The following is a 16,195-nucleotide window of genomic DNA, read 5'->3' as shown; positions in this document are numbered from 1 at the left end:
ATCCCTGCCCGGAGCCGACCACTACCTCAAGCCCGGCATCACCTTCGAACAACTGGATGCAGTCGCCTACGCCATCAGCGACAATGAGGCCGCCCGGCAGCTCAACCAGGCCCGGGCTGATCTGTTTCGTTCCATCAACAAAACCCAAAACCCGGCCGCCTGAACAGCCTCACCCATCACTCCCCTTCAGGCTCATCTCTGGATTGGAAAGGACTGGCTCCCTACGGTCGATGGAAGAAAAGCCCGGCGAGCAAGGGTGAGTGGATTTAATGAGATATCTGGGTTAGCGCTATGAAAGAGTTGGTGCCAAATTTTTCGAACGTGAAAAGCCTTCAAGATCTGTCGAAGGTTCTCGCATTTCCGATGATTATGGCCAGCTGGATATTACAGACTGGGATGCAGATCGATGCAGGCAACATGGGGTCTGTGAGCCTTCCCGAAGGTGGGTCGCAAGTAGTGCTGATAACAATGTTCTTGTTAATATTTATTGGTAAAGGGCTTTGGGCATCGGTTATCGGTGGATTGGTCTATGCGATAGTTAGTCTTGCCGATCACTACACGAACAGCGATTGGATGCTGGTGGCCGCAGCGTTCTTTTTGGCTTTCGGGATATATGGCATTGCAGGTGGTGCAGAGATTGTCGCAAACACAGGGCTTATACCTCTATGGTTTTATACGTCCATCGTGTACGCGTTTTTCCTCCATTCATCCCATTCCGAGATGTCGCGCTAAAAATGCGGTCGAGCCGACGCCGTGACACGTTTGCATTTGTGGCTCGGCGCCTTTGGCGGCGCGGCTCAGCTTATCGTTAGGCTTCTTGGCACACAATCTAGGATTTACGTATGTATTACCATTACGTTGTACTAAAGAAGGGTGAAGAATATCTGGCTGTTCTCACGAACCCGAATACTCAATGGGAATTGGGGCATTACTATGAACAAGGTTACGCATTCTGCATGGATGTTTCCGCATTCAATGCTAGTAGTGCCATTGAGCTGGCGAAGCAAAATGAAAAATCTGAAATTGTAAGGTTGCAGGCACAGCTAAATTCGCTCCAACAAGATTATCAAAAACTCATGCAAGAGAATCAGTCGTTGCGTTTCGGTAATAGGTACGGGCAAGGTTATTCGATAAATGCAATCAATCCACTAGAGGTCTTTGGATTCACTTACGTCCCTGACCAAAAGGAACTGAAGTCACGCTACAGGCAGCTATCACAAAAGCTCCATCCAGACAAAGAAGGTAGCAATTTCTTGATGCATCTAATAAATGAAGCATATGAGCAACTCGTGAATTCACAGAATAAGCGCAACGCCTGATCGGATAGAGGGAGGGTCAGCTGCCGCCGTAGAATAGGTGGTTCTTACCCCAAACCCATTCAGGCGTACCGATGAGGCATGCAGGAAGCTGACTCAGGTAGAACGAGATCAGATTACCGGGTGGCTGCCCCGGAAGGGGGGCGGTTGTATTCGGGGGGAAATGCGACTAGGGTATCGCGCCGTGATCCGCAGTGGCGGGGCGCCTGCCTTTCCACCGCGGATCCCCCGTCCCGGGGAGATCCCGGGATGGACCAGGCTTGCAGGTGCCCCGGTGTATGCATCCGGAGTTAAACGGGAAGCCGGTGAAGCCGTGAATCCACGGTCAGTCCGGCGCTGCCCCCGCAACGGTAAGCGGCGAGAAATGGGTCTACAGGCCACTGTGGGGTGTCGTCATGAGGCGCATCTCACGGGAAGGCGGATCCACGGGACAGGGGACCTTTCCTGTCCAGCCGCGAGCCCGGAGACCGGCCTGCAGCCTTTGGTACGCGTGCCGCGGGGTGCGGCTTGTCGGTTACCGGGGCCTGTCGATCCCTATGTGACCCTTCCCCTGGATCCGTTTTTCTTCCCCGTGGTGTAGGCCCTACACCAACCCGGCGCATCCTGCGCCCAGACAGATGACATCGAGAACCCAACCCCTGGTTGCGGGTCTGGCCCTTGGTCTGCCCCTGTTTGCCTTTTGTCTTCCATCCCCTGCCCAGGAAAGGGCATCGCCTGCTGAAGAGACCGTGCCGCCGCCCGGGGCAGAGGGGGGCACGGCCCGGCTGCCGGAACTGACCGTGACGGCGCCCACCCGTTCGCCCCGCACCCTCTCCCGCAGCACGGTGGGGATGCAGGTGGTCACCCCGGAGCAGATCCGGCGCACCGGGGCCTCCACGCTGGATGAGGCCCTGATGAAGATCGCGGGTATCTACGTGCCCGCCGATGGCGACCGGGTGTCCATTCGCGGTGCGCGGACCCAGGATGCCGTCTTCCTGGTCAACGGCCGGCGCATCACCGGCACCTCCGGGCGGGGCGACGCCTTCAGCCGCATCCCGGTGCAGCAGGTGGAGTGGGTGGAGATCGTCAAGGGACCGGGCAGCGTGCTGTATGGTTCCGATGCCCTGGGCGGGGTCATCAACGTGGTGACCCGGTCTCCACAGGAGGGGTTTTCCGCCGCGCTGGATGTCAACGCCGGCCTGAACGGGGTCGCCGAGGGCGGACTGCTGGCGCCCTCGGCGACCTTTTCCGCTGGCGACCGGGACACCCGCTGGCGCATCACCGCCGGTGCACTGAGCCGCGATGCGCACTCAGAGGAGGCCCTGGCCCGGATCCGGGTGAAGACCGGGGAGACCCTGCAGACACCTTCGCAGCTGGGGAATACCGGCATCCGCGATACCTATAGCCTGGAGGAGGACCACCGGGCCTCGGCGGATCAGCATCACCTGCAGGCCCACCTGGAACACTGGGTCAGTGATCGCGTCCGTGTGGGGTTGGAGGCGGGCCTGCTCGGCGATGACCGGGAGCGGCGTTTCATCCAGACCGATCTGCCCGTGCCCACGGCCGAGACGGATGAAGAGGGTCGGTTGCGCAGCACCCTCAACACTCCCGTGCGCCAGGTGGAGGACAGCCGCCGCCGGGACCTGTCGGCCCGGGTGGACTGGATGGCCGGCGAGGCTCTGGAACTGAGTTACCGCGTGGACCGCAGCCGCTTTCGCATGGACCGCCACGTCTACGTGGTGCCATGGCAGGACATGGGCTTTGCCCGGCAGTCCGACAGCGATTTCGGCACCCGACGTGTGACCTTCACCGATGAGACCCACGACCTGATGGCCACCTGGTCCCCCGGCCCGGATCATCGTCTGCAGGTGGGGGTGCAGCACCTGGACCGGGAATACGAGGACCGGGCCCAGGCCCGGGACCCGGTGACGCGGCAATGGCTCACCGGCGTCTTCGTGCAGCACCAGTGGGCCGTCACGCCCCATACCGACCTGATCTATGGCGTGCGTCACGACGACACCTCGGAAGCGGTGGACAACACCGCCCTGCAGGCGGGGGTGGTGCATCGGCTCACCCCCGGGCTGCGCCTGCGGGCCCATTACGCCGAGGGGTTCAAGATCCCGGAGGCGCGCTCCTACACGGTCTATACCCGGGACCCCCGGGGCCGGCTCGTGCTGGGGTCGGACGTGGTGGAGCCCGCCGTAGGTAAGCAGGCCCATGAGCTGGATCCGGAGCGCAGCCGGACCCTGGACCTGGGGATCTCGGGGCATGTGGCGGGGGCCGCCAGGGCCCCGGGCCTGACCTACGAGGTGGGTGTGTTCGAGACCCGCTACGACGACCTGATCGCCAAGACCCGGGGCGACGGGGACTATCTCACCTTCAAGAACATCCAGGATGCCCGCATCCGGGGCCTGGAGACCGTATTGCGGCTGGATCTGCCCCATCGGGTCCGGCTGGGGCTGAACGCCACCTGGCTGGAGGCCGTCGACCGGGAGACGGACCGGGAACTGACCCAGACCCCGGATTTCATCGGCGTGGCCCGCCTGGGCTGGGCCCCCACACCGCACCTGGACCTGGATCTGCGCCTGCGGGGGCAGGGGGAACGCTACGTGGACGCCGCCAACACCGAGCGGGATCAGGCCTATGCCCTGATGGATCTGGCCGCGGTGTATCGGCCGCCCCGGTGGCAGGACCTCTCCCTGCGCGCCGGCATCGACAATCTCATGGACCGGGGGAACGACACCTCACTGTATGCCGATCCCGGCCGGTTCTTCCGGGTGGGGGCCCGCTACCGTTTCTGAGGCCGCATCAACCCCCAGGCATCCATGAACCAAAGGTCCGGGCGCGGCCCCAACGACGCGCCCCGGATCCTGCCCAAGGAGGCGATATGCTCAACACCACCAAGATCCCCACCACCATCTTCACGGGGTTTCTCGGCAGCGGTAAGACCACCCTGCTGCGTCATGTCCTGGAAAACGCCGGCGGGCGCCGCATCGCCGTCATCGTCAACGAGTTCGGCGAACTGGGTATCGACCGGGATCTCCTGCAGGGATGCGGACTGGGCTGTGACGTAGAAGGTGATGAAACTTCCGGGACCATGTACGAACTGGCCAACGGCTGCCTGTGCTGCACGGTGCAGGAGGAGTTCTACCCGGTGATGCAGGCCCTCATGGAGCGGCGCGACCAGATCGACCATATCCTTATCGAGACCTCGGGCCTGGCCCTGCCCAAGCCCCTGGTGCAGGCCTTCAACTGGCCGGAGATCCAGACCGGCTGCACGGTGGACGCGGTGATCACCGTGGTGGACACCCCCGCCACGGCCCGGGGGCAGTTCGCCGCCGATCCCAAGGCCGTGGACCGGCAGCGCCGGGAGGATCCCAATCTGGATCACCTCTCCGGGCTGCACGAACTCTTCGAGGATCAGCTCACCGCCGCGGACCTGGTGGTGCTGAGCAAGACGGACCAGGTGGAGGCCGCGGATCTGCAGCGGGTGGAGGCCCTGGTGCGGGCTGAGCTGCCGCCCCAGGTGAAGATCATCCACAGCCATCACGGCCGCCTGGATCCCGCCCTCCTGCTGGGATTGGGCCATGCCTCCGAGGAGGGCATCCATCTGCGTCCGGATCATCACGGACACGCCCATGCGGGCCATGATCATGGCCATCACCATCACCATCACCATCACCATCATCAGGATCACGATGCCTTCGACTCCATCCTGCTGGAGCTGCCCGGGGTGGACCGGGAGCGGCTGATGGAGCGTCTGGAGACCCTGGCCGCCCGCTTCCCCATCTATCGCATCAAGGGCTTCGCCCACCTGCCCGGGAAGCCGATGCGTCTGGTGGTGCAGGGGGTGGGCACCCGCTTCGAGAGCTATTTCGACCGCCCCTGGGGGCCGGACGAGCGGCGAGGGACCCGGCTCATGTGCATCGGCCGGGATCTGCAGGCCGAGGCCCTGCGCCGCGTCTTGGACCCCTGCATCGTCGAGGACGTGGGCTGATGCACCTGCTGGCGGCCCAGCCCGGTGGGTTCGTGGACGATCCCTCGGTGATCACCCGCATGGACCAGGATCCGGCGGACATCGTCCTCCTCAGCGCGGCGGATACCACCCTCGCGCTGCTGGCCGCCGAATGCCCCCGGGCCCGGGGATGGGCGGATTATCCCTCGGTGCGGCTGGCCAATCTCCTCTATCTCGGCCAGCCGGCCTCGGTGGATCTCTATGTCGAGGAGGTACTGCAAAAGGCCCGTCTGATCCTCATCGATCACCTGGGAGGGGAGAGCTACTGGCCCTACGGCACGGAGCAGGTGGTGGCCCTGTGCCGGCGCAAGGGCATTCCCCTGGCCATGTTCTCCGGCGACCACAGCGAGGACCACAACCTGCTCATGAAGAGCACGGTCCCCCCCGAGGTGTCCCGCACCCTGTGGCAGTATCTCAAGGCCGGGGGCAGCGCCAACATCCGCGCCTTCTACCGCTATCTGGGGGCTACCTTCTTCGACATGCCCCTGGAGGTGCCGCCACCGCGGCCTTTGCCCCGGGTGAGCATCTTCCACCCCGGGAAGGAGACGGCCACGGTGGCGGAATGGCAGGCGCGGTGGATCCCCGGGGCCCCCCGGGTCGCCCTGCCGTTCTACCGGGCCCACCTGCAGGCGGGGAACACCCGGGTCATCGAGGCCCTGTGCCGGGGGCTGCTGGAACGCGGTCTCAACCCCCTGCCCATCGCCGTGGTCTCCCTCAAGGACGGCCTCTGCCTGGAGGCCGTGCGCCGGCTCTGCCGCGAGCACGGCGTCTCCCTGGTGCTCAACGCCACGGCCTTCTCCCGCAGCGCCGGCAATGACGGGGAACCGGCCCTGGTGGACGACCTGCCCGTGCTGCAGGTGCTCTTCTCCGGGGGCAACCGGGCCGCCTGGGAGGAGAGCCCCCATGGGCTTCAGCCCCGGGACATCGCCATGCAGGTGGCCCTGCCGGAGATGGACGGGGCCATCATCTCCCGGGCCGTCAGTTTCAAGGGGCGGGACCACCGCTGCCCCCACACCCAGAGTGATGTGGTGCGCTATCAGCCCCGGGAGGAGCGCATCGCCTTCGTGAGCGAACTGGCACGACGCTGGTGCCAGCTGCGCCGCCGCCCCAACGCCGACAAGCGCCTGGGGCTGGTGCTGGCCAACTACCCCACCCGTGAGGGGCGTCTGGGCAACGGCGTGGGTCTGGACACCCCCGCCTCGGTGATCGCCATCCTGCGCCGCCTGGCGGCAGAGGGCTACGGCGTGGAGGACATCCCCGCCGACGGCGAGGCCCTCATGGCCCGTCTGCGCCAGGGGGTGACCAATGACCCGGACCGCCGCGCGGCGCGCCCTGCCCACCAGAGCCTGGCCATGGCGGAGTACCGGGCCTTCTTCGAGACCTTGCCCGAGGAGAACCGCCGCGCCGTGCTGCAGCGTTGGGGGGCGCCGGAGGACGACCCCATGGTGCGGCGGCAGCGTTTCATGATCGCAGGGATCCGCTGCGGCCGGGTGTTCGTCGGCATCCAGCCGGCCCGGGGCTATGACCTGGACATGATGGCCAACTACCACGACCCGGACCTGGTGCCGCCCCATGCCTACCTGGCCTTCTACCTGTGGCTGCGGCAACGCTTTGACTGCGACGCCATCGTCCACGTGGGCAAGCACGGCAGCCTGGAATGGCTGCCCGGCAAGAGCGTGGCCCTGGGCGAGACCTGCTGGCCGGATTTGGTCTTCGGTCCCATGCCGCATCTGTATCCCTTCATCGTCAACGACCCGGGGGAGGGCACCCAGGCCAAACGCCGTTCCCAGGCGGTCATCATCGACCATCTCATGCCGCCGCTGACCCGGGCGGAGAACTACGGACCCGTGCGCGACCTGGAGCGCCAGGTGGATGAATACTACGAGGCCCTGATGCTGGACCGGCGCCGGGCGGGGGCCCTGCGCCGGCAGATCCTGGAGACCATCGTGGACCAGGACCTGCACCGGGACCTGGGCCTGGATGCCCCCCGCAGCGAGGCGGAGGAACAGCTCCTGCTCAACCGCACCGATGCCTACCTGTGCGAACTCAAGGAAAGCCAGATCCGCGACGGGCTGCATGTCTTCGGGCATTCCCCCGCAGGGCGCCAGGAGCGGGACACCCTGCTGGCGCTGTGCCGCTTCCCCACGGGCTCCGGGCGCGATGGCGACGACAGCCTGATCCGGGCCCTGGCCCGGGACCTGGGACTGGGGGAGGGGTTCGATCCCCTGGACGCCGACTGGGAGACCCCCTGGGAGGGGTCGAGACCCGCCTGCCTGGTCTCCGTGCTGGAGGAACCCTGGCGCCATCAAGGGGACACCCGGGAGCGGCTGGAGGCCCTGGCCCGCCGGGTGCTGGCCCATGGTCTGCCCCAGGATGGGACGCAATGGCATCACACCCGCCGGGTCCTGGAGCGCATCGAGCACCGGCTGCTTCCCGACCTGCGGGCCTGCGGCCCCCAGGAACTGGGACAGCTCTGCCGGGGCCTGGAGGGGCGGTTCGTGCCCCCCGGACCCAGCGGCGCCCCGTCCCGGGGGCGTCCCGATGTCCTGCCCACCGGGCGCAACTTCTTCTCCGTGGATGCCCGGGCCATCCCCACGGCCACCAGCTGGGCCCTGGGCCAGAAGTCGGCGCGCCTGACGGTGGAGAAATACATCCAGGAGAACGGCGACTATCCCCGGGCCATCGGCCTGTCCGTCTGGGGCACCTCCACCATGCGCACCGGCGGGGACGACATGGCCCAGGCCATGGCCCTGATCGGCGTCCGCCCCCGCTGGGCCGCCGGCAGCCACCGGGTGACGGATTTCGAGATCCTGCCCCTGTCGGCCCTGGGCCGGCCCCGCATCGATGTCACCCTGCGCATCTCCGGGCTCTTCCGCGATGCCTTTGCCCAGGTGATCCGCCTGTTTGACGCCGCCGTCCAGGCCGTGGCCGGGCTGGACGAGCCGGAGGACATGAACCCCCTGCGGGCGCGCATCCGCCGCGAGACCGAGGAACTCACGTCCCGGGGCCTGGATGCCGAGACCGCCCGCCGGCAGGCCGGATACCGCATCTTCGGCGCCCGGCCCGAGGCCTACGGGGCGGGGATCCAGGGCCTGATGGAGAGCGGGAACTGGCAGTCGGACGCGGATCTGGCCCGGGCCTATGTGCAATGGGGCGGTCATGCCTACGGGCAGCATCAGGAGGGGGATGCGGCCCAGGAGAGCCTGACCCGCCGCCTGGGTGGCCTGGATCTGGTGCTCCACAACCAGGACAACCGGGAGCACGATCTGCTGGATTCCGACGACTACTATCAGTTCCAGGGGGGGATGACGGCGGCGGTGCGCCACTTCAGCGGCCGCCAGCCCCGGGTCTATTGCGGCGACCACAGCCATCCCGCATCACCCCGCATCCACACCCTGGAACACGAGATCAGCCGCGTCGTCCGTGCCCGGGTGACCAATCCCAAGTGGATCGAAGGGGCCATGCGCCACGGCTACAAGGGCGCGGCCGAGATGGCGGCCACCGTGGACTATCTGTTCGCCTATGACGCCACCGCCCGGGTGGTGCGGGACGATCAGTATGCCCGGGTGACCGATGCCTATATCAACGATCCCCGGGCCCGGGGGTTCCTCCTGCGGCACAACCCGGATGCCCTGCACGAGATGTGCGAACGGCTGCTGGAGGCCATGGAGCGAGGGCTCTGGGCACATCCGGGTCCCTACCGGCAGCAGCTCCAGAGCCATCTCATCGATGCCGAGGAACACCTGGAAGAGTGAGGCAGCATGCACGCATCCCCCCGTCCTGAATATCCCTTTACCGCCATCCGCGGCATGCCCCGGATGCAGACGGCACTGCTGCTGGCGGCCATCGATCCCCTCATCGGCGGCGTCCTCATCGAGGGCCCCCGGGGCTCGGCCAAGACCACCAGTGCCCGGGCCCTGGCCCAGCTGCTGCCGGAAGGGGCGTTCGTCAACCTGCCCCTGGGTTGCAGCGAGGAACAGCTGCTGGGCTCCCTGGATCTCGAGGACGTGCTGCAGCACGGCCGCACCCGTTTCCGCCCCGGCCTGCTGGCCCGGGCCCATCAGGGGGTGCTCTATGTGGACGAGGTCAACCTGCTGGCCGACGGCCTGGTGGACCTGCTGCTGGATGTCTCGGTGAGCGGCATCAACCGGGTGGAGCGGGACGGCATCTCCCATGCCCACGAGGCCCGTTTCGTCCTGGTGGGGACCATGAACCCCGAGGAAGGGGGGCTGCGCCCGCAGTTGCTGGACCGCTTCGGCCTGTTCGTGCAACTGGGGGAGACGATCCCCCCCGAGACGCGGGAGGCGATCGTACGGGCCCGCCTGGCCTTCGAGACCGACCCGCAGGGGTTCGTGGCGGATCATGCCGAGGCCCAGCAGGCCCTGCGGCAGCGCATCCTCCAGGCCCGGGCCGCCCTGGAGACCCTGCCGTTCACCGATGCGGTCCATGCCCGGGTCAGCCGCCTGTGTCACGAGGCGGGGGTGGAGGGGGTACGGGCCGATCTGGTGATGCTGCGGGCGGCCCGGGCCCATGCGGCCCTGGAGGGGCAGGATCGCATCCGGGAGGAGGACATGGATGCCGTTCAGGATCTGGTGCTGGCCCATCGTCGCAAGCCGTCGCCGGATACGGACCCCGCCCCCGCCGGGGCGGGGGGTGAACAGGGCTCGGGGCAGACCCCGCCGCCCCGGGAGGGGGCCGGGACCCCGGAGGATGCCCAGGGGGACGCGGGGGAGGGTCCGGGGGATTGGGGCGAACTGCCTCCCGAGGCGGCGCCCCTGCGCACCCTCGCCCAGGTGGGGGAACTGACGCCAAAAAAGCCCTGAGGCCCCGGCAGGCGCCGGGGCGGCGGCCCAGCCGAGCGGGGGAGGGGCCGGGGCGGCAACGGGATCCCGATGCCCGTACCGGCGGGGGCATCCACTGGCATCGCAGCCTGCTGCAAAAGGGCCAGGGCCCTCTGAAGCGGTCCCATCTGGTGCATCGCCACCGGCACGGCGGCGGGGATGTGCTCTACTGCCTGGTGCTGGACTGTTCCGCCTCCATGCTCCGCAGCGGCAGGCTGTCCCTGGCCAAGGGGCTGCTGGCGGGCTGGCTGCAGCAGATCTACCGGCAGCGGGCCCAGGTGGCGGTGGTGGGCTTCTCCGGCCGGGAGGCCTGGGTGATCCAGGCCCCCGCCCGGGCCGGACTGGCCAACGAGCACTGGATCGCCCCCATCTCCGGAGGTGGCGGCACCCCCATGGGGCAGGGCCTGGACCTGGCGGACCGGATCATGAAGCGGTTCCGGCGCCGGGTGGCCCATGCCCACATCGGGGTGTGGTTGCTGACCGACGGTCGCGTCCGCCGCATCCCCCCGGCACCGGTTCAGGCGGATTTTTGCACCATCGTCGATTTCGAGACGGGCCGGGCCCGCTCCGGCGGGGGGCTTCGCATCGCCCGGGCCTGGGACGCCGCCCACTGCCCGGCCGACACCTTCGAGGTGGATGCGCATTGAACCCGGCGCGGGTTTGGGCCGATCATAAAGGGTTTACCCCTCAGACCGGACCCATGCCCGCCGCCTACTGGACCCTCTCCAGCTTCTATTTCTGCTATTTCGCCAGCATTGGGGCCTTCATGCCCTACTGGGGGTTGTACCTGGATGCCCAGGGCTTTTCCGCCGGGCAGATCGGCGAGCTCATGGCCATCATCCTGGGCACCAAGATCATCGCCCCCAATGTCTGGGGGTGGGTGGCGGATCGCAGCGGCCAGCGCACGCGGGTGATCCGGGTGGCGGCGGGGCTGGCCATGCTGTGCTTCTCGGGGCTGTTGTTCTTCAGCGGCTACTGGTGGGTGGCGGCCTTCATGGCCCTGTTCAGCTTCTTCTGGAACGCGGCACTGCCTCAGTTCGAGGCCACCACCATGAACCACCTGGGGGAGAAGACCCACGCCTACAGCCGCATCCGCCTGTGGGGCTCCATCGGCTTCGTGCTTTCCGTGGCCAGTCTGGGGGCGGTGTTCGAGCGCTTTGATGTGCAGATCCTGCCGTGGATCGTGCTGGGTCTGCTGTCGGTGCTATGGCTCGTCACCTGGCGGGTGCGGGACGGGGCGGGGCACCCCGTGCACGCAGAGCCCCTCTCCCTGGCCACCACCCTGCGCATCCCCGCGGTGGCCCTGCTGCTGATCGCCTGTTTTCTCATGCAGGCCAGCCACGGGCCGTACTACGGTTTCTTCACCCTGTACCTGGAGAACCACGACTACAGCCGCACCGTGGCCGGCTATCTCTGGGCCCTGGGGGTGCTGGCGGAGGTGGGGGTGTTTCTCATGATGCACCGCTGGCTGCCCCGCTTCGGGGCCTGGCGGCTGCTTTCCCTGGCGCTGTTGATCACCACCCTGCGCTGGGGGCTGCTGGCGGTGTATGTGGATGTCCTGCCCATGCTGGTGCTGGTGCAGGTGATGCACGCCGCCAGTTACGGGCTCTATCATGCCGCCGCCATCTCCCTGGTGCACGGTTTCTTCGTGGGCCGTCAGCAGGGGCGGGGGCAGGCCCTGTACACCTCCCTGAGCTTCGGCGTGGGGGGCGCCCTGGGTTCCCTGGCCGGTGGCTATGTCTGGGACGGGATCCATCCTTCGGCGGTCTATGTCCTGGCGGCGGTCCTGTCCGGGGCCGGTTGGATCGCCGCCGTGGCGGGCAGCCGGGCACGGCAGCACGCGGTCTGAGGGGAGTGGGGCGCATCGGCCCGGGTGCCCATTTCATTCGCCCTTTTGCTACACTTGTTCAATACATTGTACAAGTTCGGGCCGCCATGAACGTCATCACCTACTCCCGGGCACGCAATGCCCTGAAATCCGTGCTCGATTCCGTCGTGCGGGATGTCGATGTGACCGTCATCAGCCGCCGTGACGCCGAAGACGATGCCGTGGTCATGTCCCTGGCCCACTACAACAGCCTGATGGAAACCCTGTATCTGCTTTCGACCCCGGCCAATGCCAGGGCGTTGGCCCGCGCGGTCGAGCAGGACCGTGCAGGTCAGGCACAGGAACACACGCTGCGGGATCCCGGCGAGGACTGATCTTGCGCAGTATCCTGTTTGTGCCGGATGCGTGGGATGCCTATCTGTACTGGCAATCCCAGGATCGCAAGACCCTCAGGCGCATCAATACACTGATCCGGGAGGCCGCGCGGGAGCCCTACGCGGGGATCGGCAAACCCCAGCCGTTGCGCGGCAACCTTTCCGGCTATTGGTCGCGGCGCATCGACGATACGCATCGTCTCGTGTACCGCGCGGATGCGTCGCGCCTGATCATCATCGCTTGTCGGTTCCATTACCAGGACTGAGTCCCGGATCGCCGCGGGATGGGGGATCCGCCGGACCCCAGGGTCCGTTCCCGGCCCCGGGCGTGCCAAGGTCATGCTGCGCATCTCCCGATGCATGCTCCAGCATGTGGATCAGGGCGGAGGCGGCGTTGGAGCGGGTACGGTCGCGGTGGGCCACCCAGCCCAGGGCCCGGCGCAGGCCGAGACCGGGCCAGTCCAGGGTGTGGAGGCCTTGCGCCATGGAACGGGGCAGGATGCCCCAGCCCAGACCGATGCGAATCATCATGCGCAGGCTCTCCAGGTAGTGGGTCTCCAGGACCCGGGGCGGGCGGATGCCGTGGCGGGCGAAGGCGGTGTCCACCAGGCCGCGGGTGAAGGTGCCGGCGGGGGGGAGCAGGGCCGGGTATTGGCCCAGGCGGGCGGTATCCACGGCGCCGCTGGCCAGGGGGTGATCGGGGGCGGTGAGCAGCACCAGGGGGTCGTCCCAGACCTGCCGGGCGGTCAGCAGCGGCGAGGGCGGGGAGGGCAGGGTGACCACGGCCAGGTCCACGGCGCCCTGTTCGGCGGCGCGGCAGGCCTCTTCCGAGTCCATGAAGCGCAGGTCCAGTTCCACGGCGGGGTGGCGGGCGGCGAAGGCCTGCAGCACCGGTGGCAGGCGCCACAGGCCGATGTGGTGGGAGGTGGCCAGGAGGAGCGGACCCTCCACGCGGCCGGAGAGGGTGTCCAGCAGGCGCCGGGCCTCGTCCATGGCGTCCATCACCTGCCGCGCCCGGGGCAGGAGCACCCGTCCGGCCTCGGTGAGGTGTACGCGCCGTCCGATGCGGTCGAAGAGCCGCCGGTCCAGGGCGGTCTCCAGGGCGGCCACCCGCTTGCTCACCGCCGGCTGGGTGAGGTGGAGCTGTTGGGCCGCGGCGGAGAAGGAGCCGGTGGCGGCCACGGTGATGAAGGCCTTGAGGTTTTCCGGGGTCATGGTTCCTCCCTTGGTAAGGAGGCCGTGCCTGCGGGGGCTTTACCTCCGGCGGCCGCCGTGGATCCTTCCCTGGAGGCTTGCGCGCCGCTTCCCTGCGGCGCACACCGCCTTCGGCAAAGCCCCCGCAGGCACGGCCCATTTTCTTCTGGCGGGGGTTTACCGCCGGCGGCCGCCGTGGATCCTTCCCTGGAGGCTTGCGCGCCGCTTCCCTGCGGCGCACACCGTCTTCGGCAAAGCCCCCGCAGGCACGGCCCATTTTCTTCTGGCGGGGTTTTACCGCCGGCGGCTGCCCTGGATCCTTCCCTGGAGGCTTGCGCGCCGTTTCCCTGCGGCGCACACCGACTCATCCATTCTTGCACGGAATGGTTTGCATGAAAAATATGAATTTGTGTTATCCTTAAGCAGCCCTTATCCTCCCTGTAAAGCGATTGGAGGATCCCATCCATGACTGGCAAGACACTCTACGACAAGCTCTGGGATGCCCATGTGGTGCGCCGGGAGGAGGACGGTACGGCATTGCTGTACATCGACCGGCACCTGGTCCACGAGGTTACCTCGCCGCAGGCCTTCGAGGGGCTGCGTCTGGCCGGGCGCAAGCCCTGGCGCACGGATACGGTGGTGGCGGTGCCCGACCACAACGTGCCCACCAAGGACAGGGACCAGGGGGTGGCCGATCCGGTGGCCCGCACCCAGCTGGAGACGCTGCAGGAGAACGTGAACACCTTCGGCATCACCTTCTTCCCCATGGGGGATGTGCGCCAGGGGATCGTGCATGTCATCGGCCCGGAGCAGGGGGCGACCCTGCCGGGCATGACCGTGGTCTGCGGCGATTCTCACACCTCCACCCACGGGGCCTTCGGCGCCCTGTCCATGGGCATCGGCACCTCGGAGGTGGAGCACGTGCTGGCCACCCAGTGCCTGTTGCAGAAGAAGATGAAGAACATGCGCGTCTCGGTGGACGGGCACGTGGGCCCCGGGGTGACCGCCAAGGACATCGTCCTGGCCATCATCGGGCGCATCGGCACCGCCGGGGGGACCGGCTGCGCCATCGAGTTCGCCGGCGAGGCCATCCGGGATCTGTCCATGGAGGGGCGCATGACGGTGTGCAACATGGCCATCGAGGCCGGGGCCCGGGCCGGTATGGTGGCGGTGGACGACACCACCATCGAGTATGTAAAGGACCGTCCCTTCGCGCCCAAGGGCGAGGACTGGGAGCGGGCGGTGGCCGCCTGGCGCGAGCTGCAGTCCGATGCCGATGCCGTGTTCGATCACGAGGTGCACATCGATGCCGCCGACATCGTGCCCCAGGTCACCTGGGGTACCTCTCCGGAGATGGTGGTGCCGGTGACCGACCGGGTGCCGGATCCCGCCGCCGCCGGGGATCCGGTGAAGGCCCGGGGCATGGAGCGGGCCCTGGAGTACATGGGGCTGCAGGCCGGCATGCCGGTGACCGACATCCGTCTGGACAAGGTCTTCATCGGTTCCTGCACCAACGCCCGGCTGGAGGACCTGCGCGCCGCGGCCCGGGTGGTGGAGGGCCGGCGTGTGGCGGAGCACATCAAGCTGGCCATGGTGGTGCCCGGCTCCGGCCTGGTGAAGCAGCAGGCGGAGCGCGAGGGGCTGGACCGCATCTTCCGGGATGCGGGTTTCGAGTGGCGCGATCCGGGCTGTTCCATGTGTCTGGCCATGAACGCCGACCGTCTGGAACCCGGCGAGCGCTGCGCCTCCACCTCCAACCGTAACTTCGAGGGCCGGCAGGGGCTGGGAGGGCGCACCCATCTGGTGAGTCCGGCCATGGCCGCCGCGGCGGCGGTGGCGGGGCATTTCGTGGACGTGCGCACCCTGTGATCCCCGCCCCATCCCGGAGAGAGGTGACCCAATGATGGAAAGATTCGACAAACTGAACGCTGTGGTGATGCCGCTGGACCGCTCCAACGTGGACACCGACGCCATCATCCCCAAGCAGTACCTGAAGTCGGTGAAGCGCACCGGCTTCGGGCCCACCCTGTTCGATGACTGGCGCTACCTGGACCCGGGTGAGCCGGGCATGGACCATGGCCAGCGCCGGGTGAACCCGGACTTCGTGCTCAACGATCCCCGCTACCAGGGGGCCCGTATCCTGCTGGCGCGCAAGAACTTTGGCTGCGGTTCCTCCCGGGAGCACGCCGTCTGGGCCCTCACCGACTACGGATTCCGGGTGGTGATCGCCCCCAGCTTCGCCGACATCTTCTTCGGCAACAGTTTCAAGAACGGCCTGCTCCCCGTGGTGCTGGACGAGGCCATCGTCGACCGCCTCTTCGAGGAGGTGCAGGCCCATCCCGGATATACCCTCACCGTGGACCTGGAGGCCCAGGTGGTCACCACCCCCTCCGGTGAGTCCTTCCCCTTCGAGGTGGAGCCCTTCCGCCGCCACTGCCTGCTCAACGGGCTGGACGACATCGGCCTCACCCTGCAGCATGCGGACGAGATCCGGGCCTACGAGGCGCGGCGGCGGGCCGAGGCCCCCTGGCTGTTCGACGCCGGCCCCCGGGCCTGATTGCCCCGCGCCTCCGGGCCTTGCGCCTCCGGTGATGGTCCCCCTTCCTGCGGGCGGGGGGATCTTTCCATTTGCACACCCTTGAACCAGG

General features: G+C 67.3%; 13 protein-coding genes and 1 riboswitch. Of the genes, 12 read left to right on the top strand and 1 reads right to left on the bottom strand.

Features of this window, described 5'->3' with window-relative positions; genetic code table 11:
• Window positions 1–291: 291 nt before the first annotated feature.
• The 10 genes from BM214_RS11480 to BM214_RS11435 all read left to right on the top strand — a co-directional run bounded on the left by BM214_RS11480 (window position 292) and on the right by BM214_RS11435 (window position 12,619).
• Window positions 292–732, top strand: coding sequence for a hypothetical protein (locus BM214_RS11480; protein ID WP_090487323.1), 441 nt, complete (start codon window positions 292–294; stop codon window positions 730–732).
• Window positions 733–842: 110 nt separating this feature from the next.
• A complete protein-coding gene (locus BM214_RS11475) occupies window positions 843–1,319 on the top strand; it encodes a J domain-containing protein (RefSeq protein ID WP_090487320.1) in 477 nt (158 codons plus the stop codon).
• 244 nt (window positions 1,320–1,563) lie between these two features.
• A riboswitch (cobalamin riboswitch) is annotated at window positions 1,564–1,806 on the top strand.
• A 289-nt stretch (window positions 1,807–2,095) separates the two neighbouring features.
• On the top strand, window positions 2,096–4,096 hold the full coding sequence (locus tag BM214_RS11470; RefSeq protein WP_177217664.1) for a TonB-dependent receptor plug domain-containing protein: 2,001 nt from the start codon (window positions 2,096–2,098) through the stop codon (window positions 4,094–4,096).
• Between the two features lie 86 nt (window positions 4,097–4,182).
• Window positions 4,183–5,292, top strand: coding sequence for a cobalamin biosynthesis protein CobW (cobW, locus tag BM214_RS11465; RefSeq protein WP_090487314.1), 1,110 nt, complete (start codon window positions 4,183–4,185; stop codon window positions 5,290–5,292).
• Window positions 5,292–9,065 carry a cobaltochelatase subunit CobN gene (gene cobN, locus BM214_RS11460; RefSeq protein ID WP_090487311.1) on the top strand — a complete coding sequence of 1,258 codons (3,774 nt, stop codon included), beginning with the start codon at window positions 5,292–5,294 and terminating at the stop codon, window positions 9,063–9,065. Before cobW ends, cobN begins: the two co-directional genes overlap by 1 nt.
• Window positions 9,066–9,071: 6 nt before the next feature.
• Window positions 9,072–10,133, top strand: a complete 1,062-nt coding sequence (locus BM214_RS11455) for a magnesium chelatase ATPase subunit I (protein ID WP_090487309.1) — start codon at window positions 9,072–9,074, stop codon at window positions 10,131–10,133.
• Window positions 10,134–10,282: 149 nt separating this feature from the next.
• Entirely contained in the window at window positions 10,283–10,798 is a 516-nt protein-coding gene (locus BM214_RS11450) for a vWA domain-containing protein (protein ID WP_244887992.1), read from the top strand.
• 53 nt (window positions 10,799–10,851) lie between these two features.
• Complete coding sequence (locus tag BM214_RS11445) at window positions 10,852–12,000, top strand: MFS transporter (protein ID WP_090487306.1); 1,149 nt, start codon at window positions 10,852–10,854, stop codon at window positions 11,998–12,000.
• Between the two features lie 86 nt (window positions 12,001–12,086).
• Window positions 12,087–12,353: a type II toxin-antitoxin system Phd/YefM family antitoxin gene (locus BM214_RS11440; RefSeq protein WP_090487304.1), complete on the top strand. Its 267-nt coding sequence runs from the start codon at window positions 12,087–12,089 to the stop codon at window positions 12,351–12,353.
• The gene (locus BM214_RS11435) at window positions 12,350–12,619 is read left to right on the top strand and encodes a Txe/YoeB family addiction module toxin (RefSeq protein WP_177217665.1); all 270 of its coding nucleotides are present in this window, start codon (window positions 12,350–12,352) and stop codon (window positions 12,617–12,619) included. Before BM214_RS11440 ends, BM214_RS11435 begins: the two co-directional genes overlap by 4 nt.
• On the opposite strand, the gene BM214_RS11430 is transcribed toward BM214_RS11435, so the two are convergent.
• Window positions 12,588–13,568, bottom strand: a complete 981-nt coding sequence (locus tag BM214_RS11430) for a LysR family transcriptional regulator (RefSeq protein ID WP_090487298.1) — start codon at window positions 13,566–13,568, stop codon at window positions 12,588–12,590. The two genes, BM214_RS11435 and BM214_RS11430, sit on opposite strands and share 32 nt — an antisense overlap.
• A 444-nt stretch (window positions 13,569–14,012) precedes the next feature.
• On the opposite strand from BM214_RS11430, the gene leuC reads away from it, so the two are divergent.
• Window positions 14,013–15,416 (top strand): 3-isopropylmalate dehydratase large subunit, encoded by a 1,404-nt coding sequence (gene leuC, locus BM214_RS11425; protein WP_090487296.1) that lies wholly within the window; start codon window positions 14,013–14,015, stop codon window positions 15,414–15,416.
• Window positions 15,417–15,450: 34 nt separating this feature from the next.
• Entirely contained in the window at window positions 15,451–16,104 is a 654-nt protein-coding gene (gene leuD / locus BM214_RS11420; protein ID WP_090487337.1) for a 3-isopropylmalate dehydratase small subunit, read from the top strand.
• Window positions 16,105–16,195 lie beyond the last annotated feature (91 nt).

It is taken from the genome of Ectothiorhodospira mobilis (assembly GCF_900114895.1).
GTDB classification, from domain to species: Bacteria; Pseudomonadota; Gammaproteobacteria; order Ectothiorhodospirales; family Ectothiorhodospiraceae; genus Ectothiorhodospira; species Ectothiorhodospira mobilis_A.
The sequence above is the reverse complement of the archived record's forward strand: the minus strand, read 5'-3'. Positions and strand labels throughout refer to the sequence as shown.

Bases quoted from the DNA above. Each gene is read 5' to 3' on its own strand.
- BM214_RS11440 (WP_090487304.1), top strand. From the start codon at position 12,087: ATGAACGTCATCACCTACTCCCGGGCACGCAATGCCCTGAAATCCGTG.
- BM214_RS11480 (WP_090487323.1), top strand. From the start codon at position 292: ATGAAAGAGTTGGTGCCAAATTTTTCGAACGTGAAAAGCCTTCAAGAT.
- leuD (WP_090487337.1), top strand. From the start codon at position 15,451: ATGGAAAGATTCGACAAACTGAACGCTGTGGTGATGCCGCTGGACCGC.
- leuC (WP_090487296.1), top strand. From the start codon at position 14,013: ATGACTGGCAAGACACTCTACGACAAGCTCTGGGATGCCCATGTGGTG.
- BM214_RS11445 (WP_090487306.1), top strand. From the start codon at position 10,852: ATGCCCGCCGCCTACTGGACCCTCTCCAGCTTCTATTTCTGCTATTTC.
- BM214_RS11455 (WP_090487309.1), top strand. From the start codon at position 9,072: ATGCACGCATCCCCCCGTCCTGAATATCCCTTTACCGCCATCCGCGGC.
- BM214_RS11475 (WP_090487320.1), top strand. From the start codon at position 843: ATGTATTACCATTACGTTGTACTAAAGAAGGGTGAAGAATATCTGGCT.
- cobN (WP_090487311.1), top strand. From the start codon at position 5,292: ATGCACCTGCTGGCGGCCCAGCCCGGTGGGTTCGTGGACGATCCCTCG.
- BM214_RS11430 (WP_090487298.1), bottom strand. From the start codon at position 13,568: ATGACCCCGGAAAACCTCAAGGCCTTCATCACCGTGGCCGCCACCGGC.
- cobW (WP_090487314.1), top strand. From the start codon at position 4,183: ATGCTCAACACCACCAAGATCCCCACCACCATCTTCACGGGGTTTCTC.